Genomic DNA, 20,640 nt, shown 5'->3' with positions numbered 1-20,640 from the left:
AGATGCCTTCCGTGTCAATCGGGTCCAGGTGGAGCGGTGTCACTTGATCGCCAGCGGGATCAGCGGAGAACCGACCGCTCCGGTGATCGGCAGGGGCGGCGCGGTCAGGAAGAATTCATGCACTCCGTCTTCGGCGCAGTCGGTCGCCAGGTGGTCGAGGTCCCAGATCTCGCCGATGCGGACCCCGGCGTTGACCATCAGCAGGATGTGCACGGGGTGGGCGATGTCGGGGCATTCGGACGGGAGCACCTCGAGACCCCAGGTGTCTGCGGCGACCGCAGCCACACGGCGACGCGCCAACCATGCCGCGCCGCTGATCCCGAGCCCCGGGCTGGGGCCTGCCACATAGTCCCCCCAGCCGGACTCGCGCCGGTGCGCGAGATGGCCCGTCCGGATGAGCACGAAGTCGCCCTCACCGACGGCCGTCTCCGTCTCGTCGACCCATCGCTGGAGGTCGGAATCCTGGATCGCGTCACCGGGATCGAGGTGGTCCCGGCCGAGCATCCGAGGAATGTCGAGCAGGACCCCACGGCCGACCGCCCGGTCCACCATCGTGGTGACACTGTTGTGGGTCGCACCGTTCCCGGTCACCGATCCGGGCCCGTGGCCGTTGTAGGTCTGACCGTCATAGAATATGTGACACAACGCATCCCACTGGGTGCCGGATTGCAGTGGCAGGTAAACGGCATCGTCGGTCGACCTCATTCCGCGGATCCCCTGGTCGCCGTCGGCGAGCATGTCCCCACCGTGACGAAGCATCACGTGTTGAGGGTTGACCCGCGCGGTCCGACCGGTCTGCGGTCCGTTGCGATCCATCGGGATCGCCAGCGGGAACACGCAACCGCGACGAATCAAGCGTCCCGCAGCCACGACGGTGTCGGCGGTGACCCAATTCGCTGCTCCCAGTTCATCGTCGGGCCCCCATTGACCCCAGGTGCGGAGCTCGGCCGCCAGGGCATGGACCTCCGCGGCGGTGTACTCCCGTCTCGCGACCGGCGCTGGGGACACTGGACACTCCTTCACCGGGTTCGGACCGTGGCGCGGTCAGGTCGAAACGTACGACATTCCCCTCAATAGTTATGTTGTATTAGTGTTACAGTCAAGTTGGAGCATACGTAACGGATGTGATCGACGAGTGAGAAGAGGTTTGGCCCCATGACGACGACCGTCACCCCGGACGCGACGATGGTCGAGCAGATCGCCACCGGGGTTGTCCGCGAACACCCGCCCGGACAAGCCCCGCTGCGCGACCTGATGGGCGCGTGGTTCGATGCCGGACTGGCATGGGTCCACTTCCCCCGGGGGCTGGGCGGGCTCGAGGCCCCGCGCAGCCTGCAAGCCGTGGCCAACCGCGTCATCCGAGCCGCGGGTGGCCCGGAACCGCGAACAGTCAACACGATCGGCTACGGCATCGTAGCGGGCACGATCAGTCGTTACGTTCCCCACGATCGGGCAGCGACACTGTTGCGCCCCCTCGCCACCGGCGAGGAACTGTGGTGTCAGTTGTTCAGTGAGCCGGGGGCTGGGTCCGACCTCGCCGGCCTGGCGACGTCGGCGGTCCGGGACGGCGACGGATGGCGCATCAACGGCCAGAAGGTCTGGACCAGCCTGGCCCACAAGTCGACATGGGCCGTGCTGCTGGCCCGCACCGACCCCACCGTGGCCAAGCACAAGGGGCTGACCTACTTCATCGTGCGTATGGACACACCCGGCATCGAGGTGCGACCACTGCGGCAGATGACTGGTCGCGCCTCGTTCAACGAGGTCTTCCTCGACGACGTCTGGATTCCCGATGACCAGCGCCTGGGCGACGTCGGCGCAGGGTGGTTCGTGGCCACCGGGACGCTGGGTGACGAGCGCACCTCTCTGGGCGACCGCATCCCCGCCCGCGGGAGCGGAGCGATCGCCGACGCCATCGCCATCTGGCAGGCGAACCCGGATCGGCAGACACCGGTCGCCAGGGACCGGCTGGTTCGGCTGTGGGCCCGGGCGGATGCTCACCGGCTCACCGCCGAACGGGCCCGCGTCGCCGCGGTGAGCGGGACGCCGGGCCCGGAGAGCGCGATCGTGAAGCTCGTCGGATCGGAACTGAACCAGGCGATCTACGAGTTCTGCGTCGACCTGCTCGGGCCCGACGGTCCGTTGCTGGACACCTACTCGCCGGAGGCGCCGGACGACGAGAGCGGTGCGACCGCGGTCCAGCGAAAATTCCTCCGGTCGAGAGCTGCGACGCTTGAGGGCGGAACCTCGGAGATCATGCGCAACGTGATCGGCGAACGTGTGTTGAAGCTGCCGCAAGAGCTTCGGAACGACAAGGGAAAGCCATGGAACGAGATCCCCAGATGACCTCGCAAGCACAAGAGTTCGACTTCTCCGAGGACCTTCTCGAGTTGCGTGCCGTGGTGCGTGAGTTCTGCGCCGACCTCTCTTCGGAGGAGATCGTCCGCAAGACGATGGAATCGGAGAGCGGATACGACCGTGTCCTGTGGCGTCGCCTGGCGACCGAACTCGGCGTCTTCGGGCTGTCGGTGCCGGAAGAGCTCGGTGGCGACGGGGTGGGTCACCCGGCTCAGGCCCTCGTCTTCGAGGAGCTCGGTGCCGCGCTGGTCTGTGGGCCGGTCATCGGAACGCTCGCCCTCGGGATCCCCGCACTCGTGCAGACGGCGGCATCGGCCGACGGAGAGCGGGCTGCCGCGTTGCTGCGGTCGGCCATCGGCGGCGAGACGGTCCTGACCGTGGCCGCGCCCATCGCGGACGGGGCTTACGACCCCGATGCGTCGAGCCTGACCGCACGTCCTTCGGATGACGGTTGGATCATCGACGGTGTCGCCGAGCATGTACCCGACGGGATGTCGGCAGAGGTCGTGCTGGCGGCGGCCCGGACAGACACCGGGGTATCGCTGTTCGCCGTGAACGTCCCGCAGGAGGGGCTGGAGCGGTCACCGCTGACCACGATGGACCTCACGCGCAGGCAGGCCCGGCTGGAGTTCTCGGGCGTCCGCGGCGAGCTGATCGCAGACGCGTCGATGACCGAGGCCGCCTGCGAGCACGCCGCCCGCGTCGGTGCGGTATTCGTGGCCGCCGAACAGGTCGGTGGCGCCCAGGCGATGCTGGACCGAACCGTCGCACACGCGCGTGAACGCCTTCAGTTCGGCCAGCCGATCGGCGCGTTCCAGGCCGTCAAACACAAATGCGCCGACATGTTGATGCTGGTCGAACAGGCGAAGTCGGTCGCTTATCACGGTGCGTGGTCCCTCGACGGGGGCGAGGAGGACACGCGGCTGGCGGCCAGTCTCGCCCGCGCGGTTGCCTCGGAGGCGTACTACCGCGTGACCGCCACCGCGATCCAACTGCACGGTGGTACCGGTTTCACCTGGGAGTACCCGGCTCACCTGTACTTCAAGCGTGCGGTCGCCGACTCCGCGGTGCTCGGAACCCCGGAACGCCACTACGACCTGGTTGCCGAACGCGCGTTGGACTGTCCGCCGAGGTCGGGGTCTGACGGAGACACCGCGGTCGAGCTACACCTAGGGGCGCAGTGACCGCCAATGTTGTTCAAACACCAATAGAACACTATAGTGACATCACAGAAGGGCGTGTTCCCGTGCCCAGGTCGACGGAGAACGCCGACGCGATCGAGAATCCCTGATCTTTCCGGAGGACTAGTAATGAGCCAGCCCGACACGCAGTCCGCGCCAGATTCCGCCGAGGTGTCGACATTCGACGTACTGATCATCGGCGCGGGGGCGAGCGGTATGCGTGAGCTCATGTTGATTCGGGATCTCGGCCTGTCTGTCCGTGTGCTCGAGGCGGCACCGGCAGTCGGGGGTACCTGGTATTGGAATCGGTATCCCGGTGCTCGGCTGGATTCGGAGAGCTTCAGTTATCAGTACTCGTTTTCTCAGGAGTTGCTGGAGGAGTGGGACTGGCAGGAGATGTTCGCCGGTCAGCCTGAGCTGGAGCGCTACTTCAACAGGGTCGCCGACAAGTTCGATCTCCGACGGGACATCGACTTCGACACGCGCGTCGAGCGGATGATCTTCGACGAGGCTGCAAACCAGTGGCATGTGACGACAACAGACGGCGCTCGTTACGTCGCACGCTTCGTCATCACGGCGACCGGCGTCTTGTCCGCGCCGCAGTTTCCGGCCATTCCCGGACTCGAGGATTTCCGCGGCGAGTGGTATCACACGGGTCAGTGGCCGGATGAGGACGTCGACTTCACGGGTAAGCGGGTCGTCGTGATCGGAACCGGTGCCAGCGGCGTCCAGGTGATCACTGAGATCGGCAAGACCGCAGGTCACCTGACCGTCTTCCAGCGCACGCCGAATTGGGCTGTGCCACTGCGAAATTCTCCGATAGACGCGGAACTGATGCAGGAGATCCGTGCCGGGTATCCCGAGATGTTCGAGCGGATGGGGCAGACGTTCAGTGGGTTCTTGCACGACTGGGATCCGGTCGCGTCGACCGATGTCTCCGTCGAGGAACGCGACGCTCGATTCGAGAGGGCATGGAACTCACCGGGGTTCGCGAAATGGACCGGCATGTACCACGACATCGCCCGGGATGCGGAGGCCAACCAGATTTACTGCGACTTCCTTGCCGACAAGATCCGCGAGCGCGTGCGGGATCCCAAGACCGCTGAGATGCTGATCCCCAAAGACCATCTCTTCGGTACGAAGCGGGTGCCGTGTGAGAGTGGGTACTTCGAAACCTACAACCGCGACAACGTCGAATTGATGTCGTTGAGCGAGAACCCCATCGAAAGATTCACCGAGGACGGTCTGGCCACCGCCCAAGGTGAGATCCTCGCCGACATCGTCGTCTTCGCAACCGGATTCGAGGCGTTCACGGGAGCATTGAATCGCATCGACATCCACGGGGTCGACGACCTGACGCTCCGCGAGAAATGGTCGGAAGGGCCGGTGACGTACCTCGGTATCCAGGTCAGCGGTTTCCCCAATCTCTTCATCATGGGTGGCCCACACGGAAAGGGTGGCCACGGCAACTCGCTGCGGTGCAGTGAGCGGGTCCTCGAGTGGATGGCGCGTCTGGCCGAGTATGCGTTCGACAACGGTGTCTCGCGGATCGAAGCCGATCCCGTCGCCGAGGCCGAGTGGACCGAGCACGTGGTCGAAGAAGCGATGAAAGGTCTTGGGGCGAACACCAAGTCCTATGTGTTCGGCGACAACGTCCCGGGACGTCGACGCACGTATCTCGCCTACGTCGGTTCGCTCCCGGAGTTCGTGCAGCGGTTGAAGCGAGTGGAATCCGAGGGGTACGCAGGGTTCATCACCACGTGAGCGGGGCGCTTCGGCCGTGAGGTTCGAGGCGCTGTCATAGAACCGTGAAAACCCTGGTGCCGAAGCGGCACCAGGGTTTTGACGTGGTCGAACAAGTGGAACCGAGCCGGAGAACGTCGCTCTCGCGGCCCGACCGCGGGGCCGGGGGGGGGCTGGGTCAGAAGGTGTGCTCAGACGCGAGAACGTAGCGACAGGGCCCGGCTTCCGGTGCACCCCTGCTCGGACCTGTATCGCCGCGCCGCGCCGGTCGCCGACAGCTCGGCGGTGGTCGACGTGAACCACCCTTGCGCGCGAAGAGACAGTTCCACATCGGATCTGAGCAAAGCGCCCAATTTGAGAAGCGTCTGCCACGTCACCCGGGTACCCGGCTCGGGCATGTCGGTGTCGGGCGGGAGGGATCGTGTGTCGCACGATGTCATCTCTCCCAGACGACGAGCGGTGTCCAGGACGAGTTCCTCCCAGGCGAGGAAGCCGTACGGATCGTCAGCATGAGGGGGCTCCGGTAGGAGCCGAGCAGCGCGCCGCGCCAACATGCAGTCTCGGTCTTCTTCGACAATCATCTGAACCTCCCGCGGTGTAACCCGAGTCACAGACTAGACGAGCGGAAACGCGACCGTCAAGCGATGCTATTGACAGCGCGGACTATTATTCAGGACGTGGCGTACAGCGGCGGAGACGAGTCCATCTCCATGGCTCTGGAACGACTCGCCCTCGCACTCGGCGAGGGCGGGGCGGTACCGGTTGCCGAGTTGGTACGAGCGCTCGAGCGCGCGGCTGAGCGTCTCCGTAATCGGACGACAAGCGTCGAACCGCCGACCGACCTCGTCACCCAAGCCGAGGCTGCCCGGATGATCGGGGTCAGTCGCCAGGCCGTCAATCAATGGGTTCGCAAGGGGACACTCAGAACGTACGAATCAGTCGCCAGTGGCCGCTCGGCCCCCGAGGTCTCACTGGCCGAAGTGGCGATCGCGGCGAACCGACGAACCCGCGAGGTCCCGTTCTCCAGCAGTCTCCGTCGTGAGCTGACCGACTTCCTGTCGATCATCGACCAAGGTTCGACACGGGGTCTCGCCACCGCGCTCAGCGATGCCGTCGACGACGACTCCGCGAGCGAGCGAACATCGGAGAAGGTCCGGATCCTCGGCGAGTTCGTCACTGCCTCAATGGGTGTGGGCGACCAGCAGCACGAGTTCACCGAAGCCGGTCTCGGGCTCCTCGCACAACTCGATCCGGTGCTTCCGGTGGATCCCGACAGGGGGTTCGGCCGGTTGGCGAACTCCCTCGGCCTGCTCATCACGTCCGCGCAGGGCAAGACCGGTTTCGACACCCCGTCGACAGCACTGTTGGGACTACTCGGCGCGGCGACGGTGGGAGCTCAGTACGAGGGTCCGGACGCGATGGAAGGCAGTATCATCGCCGATGCTGCCAGGGACGTGTGGTCCGACGACTGGCCACTGCGCCTCTACGATGCGGCCTACCACGTCGGCGAGTTGCGGCCCGCCCCGCTGGCGAGGTACACGGCCTCACTCGTCTACCTCGACTACCACCGGTTTCTCCGTCAGGCACAATCGGGCGGGCTGACGATTGCGTATTCACGGGGACCCGGCCCCCTCATCCCGCACCGCTACTTCGGCGGCCCTGTGCTTTTCGACCGGTTGACCGGGCGTCCGCCGGGGGAGTTCTGCTGGGAGTTCTCGGCGGCAGCGGCGCGCAAAGGCCGGCCGGTCGGACTGGACAGCGCCGTGAGTCCGTTTCGCATCATGAACTACCACTATGGATTGCTGGACAGCAGCGTTCACGGGATTCGCCGGTACTGCTTCTCGGCGGAGAATGCCGGCCGGGAGTTGCGCGACCACCTGGGCCGATTGTCCACGGCGGAACGTGAAACCTACACGCACCTCGCAATCGAGACCTTGGCGACCGCGCTGTCAGAACCGCGGCTGGAACTCGTCGCCGTCGACCGGGAGTCCGACTTCGACTGGTGGAAGGACCACCTGATCCGATCATCCCCCGGCGAAGTGCTGCTCGGACTCCGTGACCACCGTGCGCGACAGGTGGCGCATGCACTACTTGTACAGACGAGTACTCTGCCTCAGGTCGTCGAGGCGGCCCAGTCGGACAGCTCGCTCCGCGACCGGATGCGAATCTATGTCAAGAATCTCGAGTTCGACGTCATCGACGCGCGGTATCAAGACGATCTGCGTCGGGGGGTCACCCGCGTGATCAAGCGCGGAGGGGAGTCGCTCGACAGGGACGATGCCTACAACCTTGCGGAGCGGGAACTCAGAAATCTCACATAGTGACGACCCGAAGCAGAGCGTTCGGGTGCATGCCACCGTGCCGGGGCCACCGGCCGGTGTGCACGAGGATGCTCCTGGCTCGGGTCAGCGGAAGGTGGCGATTCCACCTTCGCGGTCCGAGAGGTGGCCGTGTTCGTTGAACGACACCACCGAGACGCCGCTCCGGCCGACGATGAGCTTGCTGATGGAGGCGTTGACCATCGTGCGGGCCATCGCCGGCCACGTCTCGTCGGGGATGCCCCACAGCTGTGCGATCCACTGGGTGATGGTTCCGGCGGAGGACACCACCAGCACGGTCTGACCGGAACCGGCGAGTTCGGTGGCGCGCGCGGCGGCGTCGGAGACTCGGGCCTTGAACTGGGGGTAGCTCTCGGCGGGACCGCCGTCGAGGCCGGGTGCGGCGTCGTGCTCGCCGGCCGCGATCCAGGCTGCCAGTCCCTTGTCGAGCTGTTCCTGATAGCTGCGGCCGTCGCGGTACATCTCGGGCGTGGCCTCCCCGACCAGTGCGGGCAGCGAGTACTCGTTCCAGCCCGGGTCGACATGAGGCTGTGGCTTGTCGGCGAACGCGCCGAGCACCCCGGTCAGGGTCTGTTGCTGGCGGGGAAGGTCGCCGCTGGTCGCCGCGGTGAAGCCGTCGATCTGCCCGGACAGGAACCCACCGGACAGTGCGGCCTGGGTGCTACCAGTCGTCGTGAGTCCGCCCGGTCCGTTGGTCAGGTCATCGGTGGCGTCGGCGATTCCGTAGGCCAGTGCATTCGCCTGACCGTGACGTACCAGATAGATCACACCCATTGCTGCACCCTATGTGGGCTTCGATGAGTTCGGCATGGCGGGCCGGTCTGTACCAGTGACCCCGACTCGTCTGGAGCGCGCCAGTGACGCCGATGCTGTTCGTGAACCTGCCCGTGGCAGATGTCGACCGTTCGCGTCGATTCTTCGGCGTGCTCGGGTTCCGCTTCGACGAGATGTTCTGCGACGTCGGCACCGCGTGCATGTCGATCAACGACTCGGCGATGGTGGTCTTGATGCAACGACGCCGGTTTGCCGGTTACGCCGCCGCGGCCGTGGCGGATCCGGCATGGGGCCGGGAATCCCTGCTCGCGATCTCGGCCGACAGCCGAGCCCACGCGGACCGACTCGCCGACGGTGCGCTCGCGGCCGGCGGCACGGTGCTCCGTGACCCCGAAGACCTCGGGTTCATGTACTGCCGGAGTTTCTGCGATCCGGATGGGCACGCATGGGAGGTCGTCTGGATGGATCCGGGTCAGATCCCGCAGACCCCCGACGCCTGACGGGTCGGCCCCGGCTCAGTGCCAGGGTTGCTCGCCCGAACGCGCGGGAGCGTCGTAAGGGGTTGCGGGAAGGCCGAACCGAGCGAAGTCGGCTTCCATCGTGTCGCTGAAGAAGGCCACGACGTGGCTGACCTTGCCGGCCGCGGGATCGAGCTCCAGCACCTGCAGCTGGAACGGGCGATGAACGCCGTCGGGTTCGAGCATGTAGAGGCCGTACGCGGGCTGTCCGTTGGCGATCGTGGGCAGCATGATCTGGTCGCCGGCCTTCTCGGCCGGGCAGTTGTTGCGGATGAGGATGCCGATGTTCTCGGCGCCCTGATACCAACCGGTGAACGGGGGCATCTCCCAGATCGCCTTGTCGGTGAAGAGTTCGACCATCGCGTCGACGTCGTAGCGTTCGAACGCCGACACGTAGCGGGCCAGCAGCTCGCGTTTCGCGGTGTCGTCCAGTGTCTCCTGTGCGCTCTCGCCGACCGAGTCCTGGTGCGGACGAACGGTCTTGACCTGCTCACGAGCGCGCTGCAGCAGGCTGTTCACGGTCGCGGTGGTGACACCGATGGTGTCGGCGACCTCGGCGGCCCGCCACTGCAACACATCGCGCAGGATCAGCACGGCGCGCTGGCGTTCGGGCAGGTGTTGCAACGCGGCGATGAACGCCAGTCGGACCGACTCACGTGCGCCGACGACGAAGGCCGGGTCGGCGTCGTCGGCGGGGGCGATGTCGTCGACGGTACCCGCATACGGCTCGAGCCACGGCACCTCGTGGTTCTGCAGCAGATCATCGGCCGGGTCGAACGCGTCGCCGCCGAGGCCCGACGGCAGTGGGCGACGTTGTGAGCTCTGCAGGGCGGTCAGGCAGGTGTTGGTCGCGATCTTGTGCAGCCAGGTGCGCACCGACGCTCGGTGATCGAACTTCGGGTAGCCCCGCCACGCCCGGAGGAAGGTCTCCTGGGCCAGGTCCTCGGCGTCGTGGTGAGAGCCTGTCATCCGGTAGCAGTGCGCGATGATCTCGCGTCGAAAAGGTTCGGTGACCTCCAGGAACTCGGCGTCGGACGGGGCGTCGGGCGCAGTCGTGGGACTGGTTGTGGTCATGCTCACAATCTACCGGGGACCTCCGACAGGCTCGACCCGAGTCAGCAACCCGACCGGGGTCCGCTTGCGGATGATCCGCAGGTGGCGTGTGGGAGTCCGCAGCGATTTGGGATCACGCTGAGTGCAACCCCTGCGGTGGGCCCGGGACGGACCTATTGTCGCCGGTGAACGCGTCTGTCGGCTCCATCGCCGCCGGTCGGGGGAGTGTTCGTGCGCTTGCCGCGTCCCTGGGCCGTTGCTAGGTTGATCGGCATGACAAGTGCCGACGCCAAGCTCCCGGAGGTCACCTATGTGACCACCGCGCTGGGCTGTCGTCTGCCACTTGCACGCGTTCTCTGTTGTCGTCGAATGCGCTGAGCCGACCCCCGCCAGGTCTCTTCTCCTCCCGGGGCGTCGTTGTCTCGAGTTCCTGTTCCCAGGGCTCTCCGGCTCCCCCCGCCATCGAGCGGGTTTCTCGACGAGGACGATCATGACCACCGCACTTCCCGAATCCACACCCCGCGCTGTCCGCACTTCGCTCGCTCCGCTCGGGCGCCCGACACCGGCCCCGCTCGTTCGTCGCCAACCGGCTGTTCGCCCGGTGCGTCGCGGTCCGCAGGGCACTCGCCAGCCCGTACCGTTGTCATCCATACCGCCGGCGCGGACCTCGGTCCCGAACGCCGATCGACGCGGAGCAGGAAAGGGGGACCACCGGGTGCACGTCGCGACCCCGCGCCTGGAGTTGTCGACCAAGCCCGCCGCACTGGTCCTGCGGGCCGCACGTCTGGCGGGACCGTTGTTCCGCGACGATGCCGCCGAACGCACCGGTCTCAGCATCTCGACGGTGAACCGCCAGGTCAGCGCGCTGCTCAAGGCCGGCCTGATCCGTGAGCGCGCCGACCTCGCACCGTCCGGCGCCATCGGGCGGCCCCGGCTCCCGTTCGAGGTCAACCTGGCCGAGTTCCTCACCCTCGGCATCCACATCGGTTACAAGGTCACGGCCATCACCACACACGACCTGCTCCACCGCGTCGTGGGTGCGATCCAGATCCCCACGCCGGTCGCCGATACGCCGGAGGAAGCCCTGACCGCGATCGGCCTGAGCGCCCGGCGTTTTGCCGAGCGATGGACCGGGCGGCGGGTGCTGTGGGTGGGTGTCGCGCTCGGTGGCCGCGTCGCCGAGGGCGGCGTCGTCGACCATCCGCGACTCGGGTGGGAAGGTGCGCCCGTCGGGCAGACCATCGCCGAGGCCATCGGGCTGCCGGTGTCGGTGGCCTCTCACGTCGAGGCGATGGCCGCGGCCGAACTCGTCCTCAATCCCGACGACGAGCAGTCGAGCTTCCTGTACTTCTACGCCCGCGAGATGCTGGGCATCGCGTTCAGCGTGGGCGGCACCGTGCACACCCCGACCGCCGGTCCGCCGGTCATCGGGCATTTCCCGACCGGCGCGACGACACTCCTCGACCCGCACCGCACCGGCCGTCTCGAGCCCGCTGTCAGTGACACCGGTGTGGTGGAAGCCGCTCGGGCGCTGGGACTCTCGGTCGCCGATGTCGAAGGTGTCCACGCGCTGGCGCGGACCGGGGACGTGACCGCACGACGGTTGCTCGAGGAGCGGGCGGAGGTGCTCGGCCGGACCGTGGGCCTCATCGCCGACATCTTCAACCCCGACCACATCATCCTGGGCGGGCAGGCCTTCACCGACTATCCGACGAGTCTTCCGACGGTCGCGAAGGCCGTGCGGGAGACGTCGATCGTTGCCAAGCGTGATGTGCGCGTGTCGCATTCGGGAGCGACGGTGCAGCAGCAGGCAGCCGGCGCCGTGTCGCTGGACGCGATCTACAGCGACCCGCTGCAGGCGATCACGTTGACAGCCTGAGCGGGTCGCGGAGCGCGTCGGACGTCTAGTCCGAGGTGCGCTTGTTGTAGGCGCGCAGTGCGAACGGGGCGAAGATCAACGTCAGCGCGACCGTCCAGATCAGGGTGGCCACGACCGGGTGCTGCATGGGCAGCGCCGTACCCGGACCGAACGCCGGGCCGTTGCCCCACAGCACGCGCAACGCCTGCACCAGCGACGACATCGGATTCCATTCGGCGATCGTCTGCAGCCAGGTGGGCATCGGCTCGGTCGGGACGAAGGCGTTGGACAGGAACGTGATCGGGAACAGCACCGAGAACATGAAGCCGTTGACGGCCTCGACCGTCCGCAGCCACGAACCGATGAGGATGCCGAACCAGATCATCGCGAAGCCGAAGAGTACGAGCAGCGCGAATGCGAGGACCGCCTCTCCGAACGAACCCCTGATCCGCCAACCGATGGCCAAGCCCGTCACGGCCATGACGACGATGCCGATCGAGCTGTGGAGCAGACTGGCGATGCTACGGCCGATCAGCACCGACGACCGCTGGATGGGCAGCGACCGGAAGCGGTCGATGATGCCCTTCTCGAGATCGGCGGTGATGCCGGTGGACACGATGAACGCGGTGAACACGATCGTCTGCCCCATGATGCCCGGGAGCAGGAACTCTTTGTAGGACGCGGAGTCGGTCTGGATCGAGGCGCCGAAGACGTAGGCGAACAACAGCACGAACATGATCGGCTGAATGGTGACGTCGGAGAGCATCTCCGGCATCCGCTTGGTGTGGATCATGTTGCGCTTGACCATGATCCAGGCCTGCTGCCAGATGGTTGTCGGATGGATCCGCGGCTTGTCCGCGACCACCGCGTCGGTGTGTGCAGTGGTGGTCATCAGGAGTGCTCCTCGTCGGTGGGATTGTCGGTGTCCGCGGCGTTTCCGGAATCTTCGGCGCGGTGGCCGGTGAGGGACAGGAAGACGTCGTCGAGGCTCGGGCGGGCGAGACCGAAGTCGTCCACCTCGATGCCGCTCTCGTCGAACCAGGCCGCGACGCGGGGAAGGTCGCCGAGTCCGGCGGCCGCCGTCGTCAACCGGCGTGCGGCGACGTCGACGAACACCTCCGCACCGTTCTTGCGGAGGAGCGCCTCCGCGGCGGAGAGATCGTCGGCGTGCGAGACGGTCAGCACGAGGCTGGCCGAACCGGCCTGCTCCTTGAGCTGGAGTGACGTGCCGTGGGCGATGATGGTGCCCTTGTCGATCACCACGATGTCGTCGGCGAGCTGGTCGGCCTCTTCCAGATACTGGGTTGTCAGCAGCAGCGTGGTGCCGTCGGCCACCAGCTCGCGCAGTACGTCCCACAGTTCGGAGCGGCTACGCGGGTCCAGGCCCGTGGTCGGCTCGTCGAGGAACAGCACCGGCGGTGTGGCGAGCAGGCTGACCGCGAGGTCCAGGCGACGGCGCATACCGCCCGAGTAGGCCTTGACCTGTTTGTCCCCGGCCTCGGTCAGGGAGAACTGTTCGAGCAAATCGTCCGAGCGGCGTGCGAGTGTCTTGCGTCCGATGCCGTAGAGGCCACCGATCATCCGCAGATTCTCACGGCCGGTGAGGATTTCGTCCACCGTCGCAGCCTGTCCGGTGAGGCCCATGTTCTGGCGGACCATCCCGGGTTGCTCCCGGACGTCGTAACCGGCGATGCGTGCGGTTCCGCTCGTGGGTGGTGACAGGGTGGTCATCATGCGGACCGTGGTGGTCTTGCCCGCGCCGTTGGGACCGAGCAGGCCGAGCACGGAGCCCCGCGGCACGGTGAAACTGACACCGTCGACCGCGGTGAAGTCGCCGAAGCGTTTCACCAGGTCGATGGCCTCGATGGCGACGTCGGACGTCGCAACGTCTCCCGGTGCGGTGGCGGGAACTGTGATTGAGCTCATGATTCCTCACGGTATCGATGGGGTCGGACAACCGCGACCGATTTTCACGGCGTCCGGGTGACTACGGGGTAAATCTCGGGGAACCCTCGGGGTTCGACGGTCGGATCGCGGTCCTCCTCGACATGACAGACCGGCCCCCTCCACCGAATTCATCGGTCCGGCGACGGGAAATCCGGCGGGCGGATCGAAAATCAGCCTAAGACCTCAAGTTCCCTTGAGGTCAACCCTTCTCGAATCCGAGGATGCGCACATTGCGGGACGATATTTCCGCGGATGCGGATAGGATGGCTGGGTGACCGCCATACGGATCAAGGACGCCGCCGCCCTGCTCGGGGTCAGCGACGACTCCATCCGCCGCTGGATCAGCTCCGGCGTCCTCGAGCAGACCGACACGGGGCCGGTCGCCACCGTCGACGGTGTCCGCCTTGCACAGCTGGCGCGGGAGCGGGCGGTCGCGCCCGACGACGGTGCGACGGTCGCGCGGTCGGCGCGCAACCGTTTCACCGGACTCGTGACCGACGTCCGGATGGACGGGGTGATGGCACAGGTGACCTTGCAATGCGGGCCGTTCGAGGTGACCTCGCTGATGAGCGCGGACGCCGCCCGCGAGCTCGAACTGCGACCGGGCGTCGTCGCCACCGCCGTGGTGAAGGCGACGACAGTCATCGTCGAGACCAACAGGAGAAGCGGATGAACACGCGTCTCGCGTCGCTCGCCGTCACCGCAGCGCTGGTGGCGGCCGGGTGTACGGCGGCCGACGGCGCGAACCCCTCGTCGCCGACGGCCACGCTCGACGTCTCGGCGGCGGCGTCGTTGAAGAAGACCTTCACCGCCATCGCCGACGAGTTCGAGGCCGGTCATCGCGGCGTGACGGTGAGGCTGTCGTTCGACGGCTCGTCGACACTCGCGAACCAGATCGAGCAGGGGGCGCCCGCCGACGTGTTCGCCAGCGCCGACGAGAAGAACATGCGCAAGCTCGGCGACCTCGCCGTCGACCCCGAGATCTTCGCCACCAACACATTGCTGATCGTCACCGCGCCCGGGAACCCCGAGAACATCCGGTCGTTCGCGGATCTGAACAAGCCCGGCGTCACGACGGTCGTCTGCCAACCGGCGCAACCGTGCGGTACCGCGACCGACGAGGTGGAGAAGCGGACGGGTGTGACCCTGGACGCCGTCTCAGAGGAACAGTCGGTGAGCGCTGTACTGACGAAGGTGACGACCGGGCAGGCCGATGCGGGTGTCGTGTACGTGACCGATGCACGTGCCGCGGGGAACAAGGTGGCCACCGTCTCCGATCCCGCGTTCGCGGCGGTTCTCAACTCCTATCCGATCGCCACCGTACGAGATGCCGACGGTGCGCGACTCGGCGCACAGTTCGTCGACCTCGTGCTCGGGCCGCAGGGTCAGCAGATCCTGCGGGAAGCCGGTTTCGGCGCGCCGTGAGGCGTAAACGGACAGTGCTGCCCAGCTATCGTGAACCGGCGGGACTGCCGGGATGGACATTCGTCGTCGCCGCTCTCGGTGTCGCGCTCATCATCCTGCCTCCGCTGGCGCTGATCCTCAGGTCTCCGTGGGCCACCTTCGTCGAACAGGTCACCTCCCGGGAATCAGTTGACGCACTGAAACTATCTCTGATGACCGCAGCGTCCAGCACGGTCATCTGCCTCGTGCTGGGCGTGCCGATGGCGGTGGTTCTCGCGCGGTACGACGGGCCGATCGTCCGGATCCTGCGTTCATTCGTCCTGCTGCCTCTGGTGTTACCGCCGGTGGTGGGCGGGCTGGCGCTGCTGTACACGTTCGGCCGGCTCGGGATCGTCGGCGAGTACCTGCACACCGCCGGGATCGACATCGCGTTCAGCACCACCGCGGTGGTTCTCGCACAGACCTTCGTCGCCCTGCCGTTTCTCGTGATCAGCGTGGAAGGTGCAGTGCGCGTGGTGGGTACGCGTTATGAGGAGGTCGCCGCGACGCTGGGTGCCGGTCCGACCCGCACGCTGTGGCGGGTGACCCTGCCGCTGGTCCTACCCTCGCTGGCGGCCGGCTTGGTGCTCTCATTCGCTCGCGCGCTCGGCGAGTTCGGCGCGACGATCACCTTCGCGGGCAACGCTCCCGGTATCACCCAGACGGCGCCGCTGGCTGTCTATGTGTCGGCGATCGATGACCCACAGGCGGCGATCCCGTTGTCGCTCATCCTGGTACTGGTATCGCTGGTCGTCGTCGTGGGCGTGCACAGCCGCCGGCGTCGTGGGGCGGCGGGCGCGGTGTGAACGACGATCTTGTGGTGTCCATCGACAACGCGATGCCATTCCTGCAGATCGAGCACCGGTTCACCGCCGGTGGCACGACTGCCGTCGTCGGACCCAACGGTGCCGGGAAGTCGACGATGCTGCGGGCGATCTCCGGGCTGCTGCGTCCCGACGATCCCAGTCGGATCGCGCTCGGCGAGGAGGTGTTCCGTGACTCCCGGCGATCGGTACCACCGCATCGGCGCGGAGTCGCGCTCCTCTCGCAGGACGCGCGCCTGTTCCCGCACTTGACCGTTGCGGAGAACGTGGCCTTCGCGCCGTCGGCGCAGCGGTTGTCGAAACAGGAGGTCGGTGCGCGCGTCGATCGATGGCTCAGGGCCACCGAGGTCAACGATCTGGCGGATCGCAGACCCGACCAGCTCTCCGGGGGTCAAGCTCAGCGGGTCGCAATCGCCCGCGCCCTCGCGGCGGAACCACGAATTCTATTGCTGGACGAACCGTTTCGTGCGCTGGACGTCGACGTGGCGAGTCGGTTGCGGGCGTTGTTGCGGAGCCTGCTGGCCGACCGTGGGCGTACGACGATCATGGTGACCCACGATCCGGTGGACGCCCTCGGGCTCGCCGACGAGATCATCGTGCTCGACTCCGGTCGCGTCATCGAATCCGGTTCGACGCGTGACGTTCTCACACGTCCGACCAGCCGGTTCGCGGCGTCACTTTCCGGTCTCAATCTGTTCGTGGGCAGCATGAACGAACCGTCGACCGTCGTCGACGACGACGGTCGACGGGTGGTCGGTTCGGCAGGGGACAGTTCGTCAGATGTGCCCGGGCCCGGTGCTTCCGTCGCGGCCACGTTCTCGCCGCGGGCTGTCGCGGTGTACCTCGATGCCCCGCACGGCAGCCCGCGCACCGTCTTGCCCGCGACGATTCGGGATGTCGTGCCCCGCGGTGACCATGCGGTAGTCAATACCGACGTCGGTGGTCAGCTCGTCGCCGCCGAGGTGACCTGGGCAGCTGTCGCCGACCTCGGACTCGCCACGGGCCTCGCGGTGTACCTGGTCGTCAAGGCGAGCGAGGTGCGGATCAGCGCGGTGGTCCCGGGCTCAGTCAGGGAGTGAGATCAGTCGTTGAGCGGCCCGTCGCGGTGCACTTCGAGTACGCGTGCCTTGAGGTGCTTGTACCCGCGCACCCGCAGCGTGGGAATCGATTTCAGATAGAACCGGTCGTCGTCGCGCAGAGCGTCGGCGATTGCGTCGTCGACCAGCGTGGTGCCGGAGCGGGCGGAGCTGGTGAGCCGGGATGCGATGTTGACCGGTTCTCCGAAGACGTCCCCGAGCCGCGTGAGCACCGCCCCGCGTGCCATGCCCAGGCGCAGTGGCGGAAGGTTGTCGTCGCCAGAGAGCTGATGGATGTCGAGGGCGGCGCTCGCCGCAGCGGCTGCGTCGTCGAAGGTGAACATCACCGCGTCGCCGAGTGTCTTCACCACGCGCCCACCATGGTCGACGACCACGTCGAAGGTGTCGTCCTCGAACGATCCGAGGAGGGTCTCGAGGTCGTTCAGGTCGATGCGTCGGGAAAGGCTTGTGTAGCCGACGATGTCGGCGAAACCGATGATGAGGTCGATCTCGTCCGCTGCGGAATGGTCGGCGTGCCGCTCGATGGCCTGTGCCATGTGGCGTCGCCAGATGAGTTGCTGGATCTGGCCGAGGGCGACGCTCATCTGTTCGACGTTCCAGGGGACGGCGGGATCGTCGGCGATCTCCCGAAGCAGATCGGCCTGCCACTCGGCCAGGCGCGACATGGTCTGGCCGATCGCCCGGGCCATCGCGATCTGGGTGGTCTCGGGCATTGCCGACGACGAGCTAGCGAACACCTTGAGTGCGGTCACGTCACGGTCCGAGAAGACCCGGTCGGAAGACGGCCGTCGGACGAATCCGAATGCGTTCCAAGCCTTCTCGGCGAACTCGGGTGACAGGCCGAGCTCGGCGACCAGCTCGTCGCGGGTGTGGCGGGGTTCGGTCGACTCGGAGGTCTCGGGAGTCGGACGGCTCGCATGCATGACCCAAGTGTCCCTTATGCCTGCCTTCGCCGACCCGGCATTGTCGTAGCCGAGCGGATCAGAGCGCGAGCACGCCCTTCATGAGATACGCCATGCGCGCGGCGAACTGCGGACTCTCCGAGCCGCGTCGCATGCGGACGGCGTCGTTGACGATCGAGAGCGCCGCGTGCACGGCGACCGCGCCCTGATCGCGCTTGATCTCCGGGTCGACCTGCATGAGCAGATCCACCCACCTCGCCACGTAACGCCGCTGTACGTCGACGAGATCGGTGGCGCTCGGCTGGCCGGCAAGAGCGGGGGAGTTGTTGAAACTGACCGACAGGTCGGGGGTGCTCGTGATGGTCTCGACGTAGGAATCCACCAGGCCGGCCAGGAGTTTCGCAGGGTCGGAGGTGGCGCCGTACACGGCCATCACCCCGGCCTCCAGTCGTGCCCCGCTGCGCTGACCGATGGCGACGAGGATGGCGAGCTTCGACGGGAAGTGTTTGTAGACACTGGGGCCCGCGATGCCGACGGCTCCGCCGATCTCGTCGACGCCGACGTCGGTGTACCCGCGGTCGGCGAAGAGCTCGGCCGCCGCGTCGAGGATCTCGTCGCGACGCGAGCCCGGCACCGAGGTGACCGTCGGCGAGGTCGCGAACGGTGGAGCCGCAGCGGGGCTCAGGGCGAGGATCCGACGGATGAGCTTCTCGATCTCGTCACGCGCACGCGCCCCGGACATGCGCGTGTGGTGCACGGTGAGGCTGCCGCTGACGCTCAGGATCGCCCACGCCAGCTGCACGGCCTCGCGCTCGGAAAGATCCGTGCGCCGGGCGGCGAGCGCGGTCGCCCAGTGACCGATCACCTCGCGGGTGCGGATCGCCACCTGCTTGTTCTGCTCGGTGGTCAGGTAGTTGCTGGTCCACCGCCACAGCGACGCCGCCTGGGGGCGCTGCACGGCCAGGTCGCAGACCGTCGAGATCAGCGAGCTCGTGTCCCCGCTGCCGGTGAGGGCCCGATCCGTACAGGTCTCGAGGTCGTCGACGCCGGCCAACACCGCGGCCGCCAGCAGGGACTGTTTGTCGTCGAAGTGCCGGTACACCGATGGCGCGGTGACGCCGGCCGAGCGCGCGATGTCGGCGAGCGACACCTGCGCGTACCCACGCTGCAGGAAGAGCGCGGCCGCGGAGTCGACGAGTTGTCGCTTGCGGTCGGCGCCCCGGGTGCGAGAGGTGGGTTTGCGGTCAGGCATGGTGAACAGACCATAGCGCACATTCGACAGAACACCAGACCTCTTGACCACCGGGTATAGCCAAATAAGTTATTCCGCGTTAGCCTCGGTGGGTAACCAACCAGTGGTTCGTGTGAAAGGAACACTTTCGTGCCTGATCAAGCATTCATCTACGAGGCGATCCGTACGCCTCGTGGCAAGCAGCGCGGCGGCTCGCTGCACAGCGTGAAGCCGGTCGACCTGGTCTCCGGTCTCATCAACGAGGTCCTGTCGCGTCACGGCGGCCTCGATCCGGCAGACGTCAACGACGTCATCCTCGGTGTCGTCTCCCCGGTCGGCGAGCAGGGTGCGGTCATCTCGCGCACCGCCGCCCTCAACAGCGGCCTCCCCGAGACCGTCCCCGGCACCCAGATCAACCGCTTCTGCGCCTCCGGCCTGGAAGCCACCAACCTCGCCGCGGCCAAGGTCGCGTCCGGCTTCGACGACCTGGTTCTCGCCGGCGGCGTCGAGTCGATGTCGCGTGTCCCGATGGGCAGCGACGGCGGTGCACTCTTCACCGACCCGGCCACCGCATACGACCACTACATCGTCCCGCAGGGCATCGGTGCCGACCTGATCGCCACCATCGAGGGCTTCTCGCGCGAGGACGTCGACGCCTACGCCGCCGAGTCGCAGGCTCGCGCCGAAAAGGCATGGAACAGCGGCTACTTCACCAAGTCCGTGGTTCCGGTCAAGGACATCAACGGTGTCACGATCCTCGATCACGACGAGCACCGTCGCCCGGGTTCGACCGTCGAGAGCCTCGGCAAGCTGAAGGCCGCCTTCGCCGCCCTCGCCGACATGGCCGGCTTCGACGACGTCGCCCTGCAGAAGTACCCGAGCGTCGAGAAGATCAACCACGTCCACACCGGTGGCAACAGCTCCGGCATCGTCGACGGTTCGGGCCTCGTGCTCATCGGCAGCGAGGAGGCAGGCAAGCGCAACGGCCTCACCCCGCGTGCCCGCGTCGTCTCCTTCGCCGAGATCGGCAGCGAGCCCACCATCATGCTCACCGGCCCCACCCCGGCCACCGAGCTGGCTCTGAAGAAGGCCGGCCTGACCGTCGACGACATCGACGTGTTCGAGCTGAACGAGGCCTTCGCCTCGGTCGTCATGAAGTGGATGAAGGATCTGAAGATCCCGCACGAGAAGGTCAACGTGAACGGCGGCGCGATCGCCATGGGTCACCCGCTCGGTGCCACCGGCGCCATGATCTACGGCACCTGCCTCGACGAGCTCGAGCGCACCGGCGGCCGCTACGGCCTGATCACCCTCTGTATCGGTGGCGGCATGGGCGTCGCGACCATCATCGAGCGTCTCTGACTCTCCCGGC

18 protein-coding genes are annotated in these 20,640 nt (G+C 66.7%); 11 read left to right on the top strand and 7 right to left on the bottom strand.

Going from position 1 to position 20,640, the window contains the following annotated elements; all coding sequences use genetic code 11:
- Positions 1-39: 39 nt before the first annotated feature.
- Positions 40-1,008 (bottom strand): cyclase family protein, encoded by a 969-nt coding sequence (locus ACSUZC_RS21955; protein WP_439030555.1) that lies wholly within the window; start codon positions 1,006-1,008, stop codon positions 40-42.
- A 147-nt stretch (positions 1,009-1,155) separates the two neighbouring features.
- Between ACSUZC_RS21955 and ACSUZC_RS21950 the strand changes: the two genes are divergently transcribed.
- The 4 genes from ACSUZC_RS21950 to ACSUZC_RS21935 all read left to right on the top strand — a co-directional run bounded on the left by ACSUZC_RS21950 (position 1,156) and on the right by ACSUZC_RS21935 (position 7,603).
- Positions 1,156-2,346, top strand: a complete 1,191-nt coding sequence (locus ACSUZC_RS21950) for an acyl-CoA dehydrogenase family protein (protein WP_439030554.1) — start codon at positions 1,156-1,158, stop codon at positions 2,344-2,346.
- A complete protein-coding gene (locus tag ACSUZC_RS21945; RefSeq protein ID WP_439030553.1) occupies positions 2,343-3,542 on the top strand; it encodes an acyl-CoA dehydrogenase family protein in 1,200 nt (399 codons plus the stop codon). The genes ACSUZC_RS21950 and ACSUZC_RS21945 overlap by 4 nt, the downstream gene beginning before the upstream one ends.
- A 126-nt stretch (positions 3,543-3,668) precedes the next feature.
- Positions 3,669-5,303, top strand: coding sequence for a flavin-containing monooxygenase (locus ACSUZC_RS21940; protein ID WP_439030552.1), 1,635 nt, complete (start codon positions 3,669-3,671; stop codon positions 5,301-5,303).
- 623 nt (positions 5,304-5,926) lie between these two features.
- On the top strand, positions 5,927-7,603 hold the full coding sequence (locus ACSUZC_RS21935; RefSeq protein WP_439030551.1) for a hypothetical protein: 1,677 nt from the start codon (positions 5,927-5,929) through the stop codon (positions 7,601-7,603).
- Positions 7,604-7,687: 84 nt separating this feature from the next.
- Here the strand turns inward: ACSUZC_RS21935 and ACSUZC_RS21930 are convergent, their stop codons facing one another.
- Positions 7,688-8,395 (bottom strand): histidine phosphatase family protein, encoded by a 708-nt coding sequence (locus tag ACSUZC_RS21930; RefSeq protein WP_439030550.1) that lies wholly within the window; start codon positions 8,393-8,395, stop codon positions 7,688-7,690.
- Between the two features lie 83 nt (positions 8,396-8,478).
- Here ACSUZC_RS21930 and ACSUZC_RS21925 point away from each other — a divergent pair, with 83 nt between their 5' ends.
- Entirely contained in the window at positions 8,479-8,895 is a 417-nt protein-coding gene (locus ACSUZC_RS21925) for a VOC family protein (RefSeq protein WP_439030549.1), read from the top strand.
- Between the two features lie 15 nt (positions 8,896-8,910).
- On the opposite strand, the gene ACSUZC_RS21920 is transcribed toward ACSUZC_RS21925, so the two are convergent.
- The gene (locus ACSUZC_RS21920) at positions 8,911-9,987 is read right to left on the bottom strand and encodes a sigma-70 family RNA polymerase sigma factor (protein ID WP_439030548.1); all 1,077 of its coding nucleotides are present in this window, start codon (positions 9,985-9,987) and stop codon (positions 8,911-8,913) included.
- Between the two features lie 694 nt (positions 9,988-10,681).
- Here ACSUZC_RS21920 and ACSUZC_RS21915 point away from each other — a divergent pair.
- Complete coding sequence (locus tag ACSUZC_RS21915) at positions 10,682-11,845, top strand: ROK family protein (protein ID WP_439030547.1); 1,164 nt, start codon at positions 10,682-10,684, stop codon at positions 11,843-11,845.
- Positions 11,846-11,870: 25 nt separating this feature from the next.
- Here the strand turns inward: ACSUZC_RS21915 and ACSUZC_RS21910 are convergent, their stop codons facing one another.
- On the bottom strand, positions 11,871-12,716 hold the full coding sequence (locus ACSUZC_RS21910) for an ABC transporter permease (RefSeq protein ID WP_439030546.1): 846 nt from the start codon (positions 12,714-12,716) through the stop codon (positions 11,871-11,873).
- Positions 12,716-13,750 carry an ATP-binding cassette domain-containing protein gene (locus tag ACSUZC_RS21905; RefSeq protein ID WP_439030545.1) on the bottom strand — a complete coding sequence of 345 codons (1,035 nt, stop codon included), beginning with the start codon at positions 13,748-13,750 and terminating at the stop codon, positions 12,716-12,718. The genes ACSUZC_RS21910 and ACSUZC_RS21905 overlap by 1 nt, the downstream gene beginning before the upstream one ends.
- A gap of 292 nt (positions 13,751-14,042) precedes the next feature.
- Between ACSUZC_RS21905 and ACSUZC_RS21900 the strand changes: the two genes are divergently transcribed.
- Genes ACSUZC_RS21900 through ACSUZC_RS21885 form a run of 4 tightly spaced genes read left to right on the top strand, consistent with a single transcriptional unit; the run spans position 14,043 to position 17,117 of the window.
- The gene (locus tag ACSUZC_RS21900) at positions 14,043-14,444 is read left to right on the top strand and encodes a TOBE domain-containing protein (RefSeq protein ID WP_439030544.1); all 402 of its coding nucleotides are present in this window, start codon (positions 14,043-14,045) and stop codon (positions 14,442-14,444) included.
- On the top strand, positions 14,441-15,196 hold the full coding sequence (gene modA / locus ACSUZC_RS21895) for a molybdate ABC transporter substrate-binding protein (protein WP_439030543.1): 756 nt from the start codon (positions 14,441-14,443) through the stop codon (positions 15,194-15,196). The genes ACSUZC_RS21900 and modA overlap by 4 nt, the downstream gene beginning before the upstream one ends.
- Before the next feature lie 14 nt (positions 15,197-15,210).
- Positions 15,211-16,020, top strand: coding sequence for an ABC transporter permease (locus ACSUZC_RS21890; protein ID WP_439030542.1), 810 nt, complete (start codon positions 15,211-15,213; stop codon positions 16,018-16,020).
- 32 nt (positions 16,021-16,052) lie between these two features.
- Entirely contained in the window at positions 16,053-17,117 is a 1,065-nt protein-coding gene (locus ACSUZC_RS21885; RefSeq protein ID WP_439033203.1) for a sulfate/molybdate ABC transporter ATP-binding protein, read from the top strand.
- 2 nt (positions 17,118-17,119) lie between these two features.
- On the opposite strand, the gene ACSUZC_RS21880 is transcribed toward ACSUZC_RS21885, so the two are convergent.
- Positions 17,120-18,058, bottom strand: a complete 939-nt coding sequence (locus ACSUZC_RS21880) for an adenylate/guanylate cyclase domain-containing protein (RefSeq protein WP_439030541.1) — start codon at positions 18,056-18,058, stop codon at positions 17,120-17,122.
- A gap of 58 nt (positions 18,059-18,116) precedes the next feature.
- Positions 18,117-19,289, bottom strand: coding sequence for a TetR/AcrR family transcriptional regulator (locus tag ACSUZC_RS21875; protein ID WP_439030540.1), 1,173 nt, complete (start codon positions 19,287-19,289; stop codon positions 18,117-18,119).
- A 129-nt stretch (positions 19,290-19,418) separates the two neighbouring features.
- Here ACSUZC_RS21875 and ACSUZC_RS21870 point away from each other — a divergent pair, with 129 nt between their 5' ends.
- Entirely contained in the window at positions 19,419-20,630 is a 1,212-nt protein-coding gene (locus tag ACSUZC_RS21870) for an acetyl-CoA C-acetyltransferase (protein WP_004018964.1), read from the top strand.
- The last annotated feature ends 10 nt before the right edge of the window (positions 20,631-20,640 follow it).

The sequence above is a fragment of the Gordonia terrae genome, assembly GCF_051789125.1.
Lineage (GTDB): Bacteria > Actinomycetota > Actinomycetes > Mycobacteriales > Mycobacteriaceae > Gordonia > Gordonia terrae_A.
The sequence above is the reverse complement of the archived record's forward strand: the minus strand, read 5'-3'. Positions and strand labels throughout refer to the sequence as shown.

Bases quoted from the DNA above. Each gene is read 5' to 3' on its own strand.
- ACSUZC_RS21930 (WP_439030550.1), bottom strand. From the start codon at position 8,395: ATGGGTGTGATCTATCTGGTACGTCACGGTCAGGCGAATGCACTGGCC.
- ACSUZC_RS21910 (WP_439030546.1), bottom strand. From the start codon at position 12,716: ATGACCACCACTGCACACACCGACGCGGTGGTCGCGGACAAGCCGCGG.
- ACSUZC_RS21880 (WP_439030541.1), bottom strand. From the start codon at position 18,058: ATGCATGCGAGCCGTCCGACTCCCGAGACCTCCGAGTCGACCGAACCC.
- ACSUZC_RS21945 (WP_439030553.1), top strand. From the start codon at position 2,343: ATGACCTCGCAAGCACAAGAGTTCGACTTCTCCGAGGACCTTCTCGAG.
- ACSUZC_RS21920 (WP_439030548.1), bottom strand. From the start codon at position 9,987: ATGACCACAACCAGTCCCACGACTGCGCCCGACGCCCCGTCCGACGCC.
- ACSUZC_RS21875 (WP_439030540.1), bottom strand. From the start codon at position 19,289: ATGCCTGACCGCAAACCCACCTCTCGCACCCGGGGCGCCGACCGCAAG.
- ACSUZC_RS21940 (WP_439030552.1), top strand. From the start codon at position 3,669: ATGAGCCAGCCCGACACGCAGTCCGCGCCAGATTCCGCCGAGGTGTCG.
- modA (WP_439030543.1), top strand. From the start codon at position 14,441: ATGAACACGCGTCTCGCGTCGCTCGCCGTCACCGCAGCGCTGGTGGCG.
- ACSUZC_RS21950 (WP_439030554.1), top strand. From the start codon at position 1,156: ATGACGACGACCGTCACCCCGGACGCGACGATGGTCGAGCAGATCGCC.
- ACSUZC_RS21905 (WP_439030545.1), bottom strand. From the start codon at position 13,750: ATGAGCTCAATCACAGTTCCCGCCACCGCACCGGGAGACGTTGCGACG.
- ACSUZC_RS21935 (WP_439030551.1), top strand. From the start codon at position 5,927: ATGCTATTGACAGCGCGGACTATTATTCAGGACGTGGCGTACAGCGGC.
- ACSUZC_RS21885 (WP_439033203.1), top strand. From the start codon at position 16,053: ATGCCATTCCTGCAGATCGAGCACCGGTTCACCGCCGGTGGCACGACT.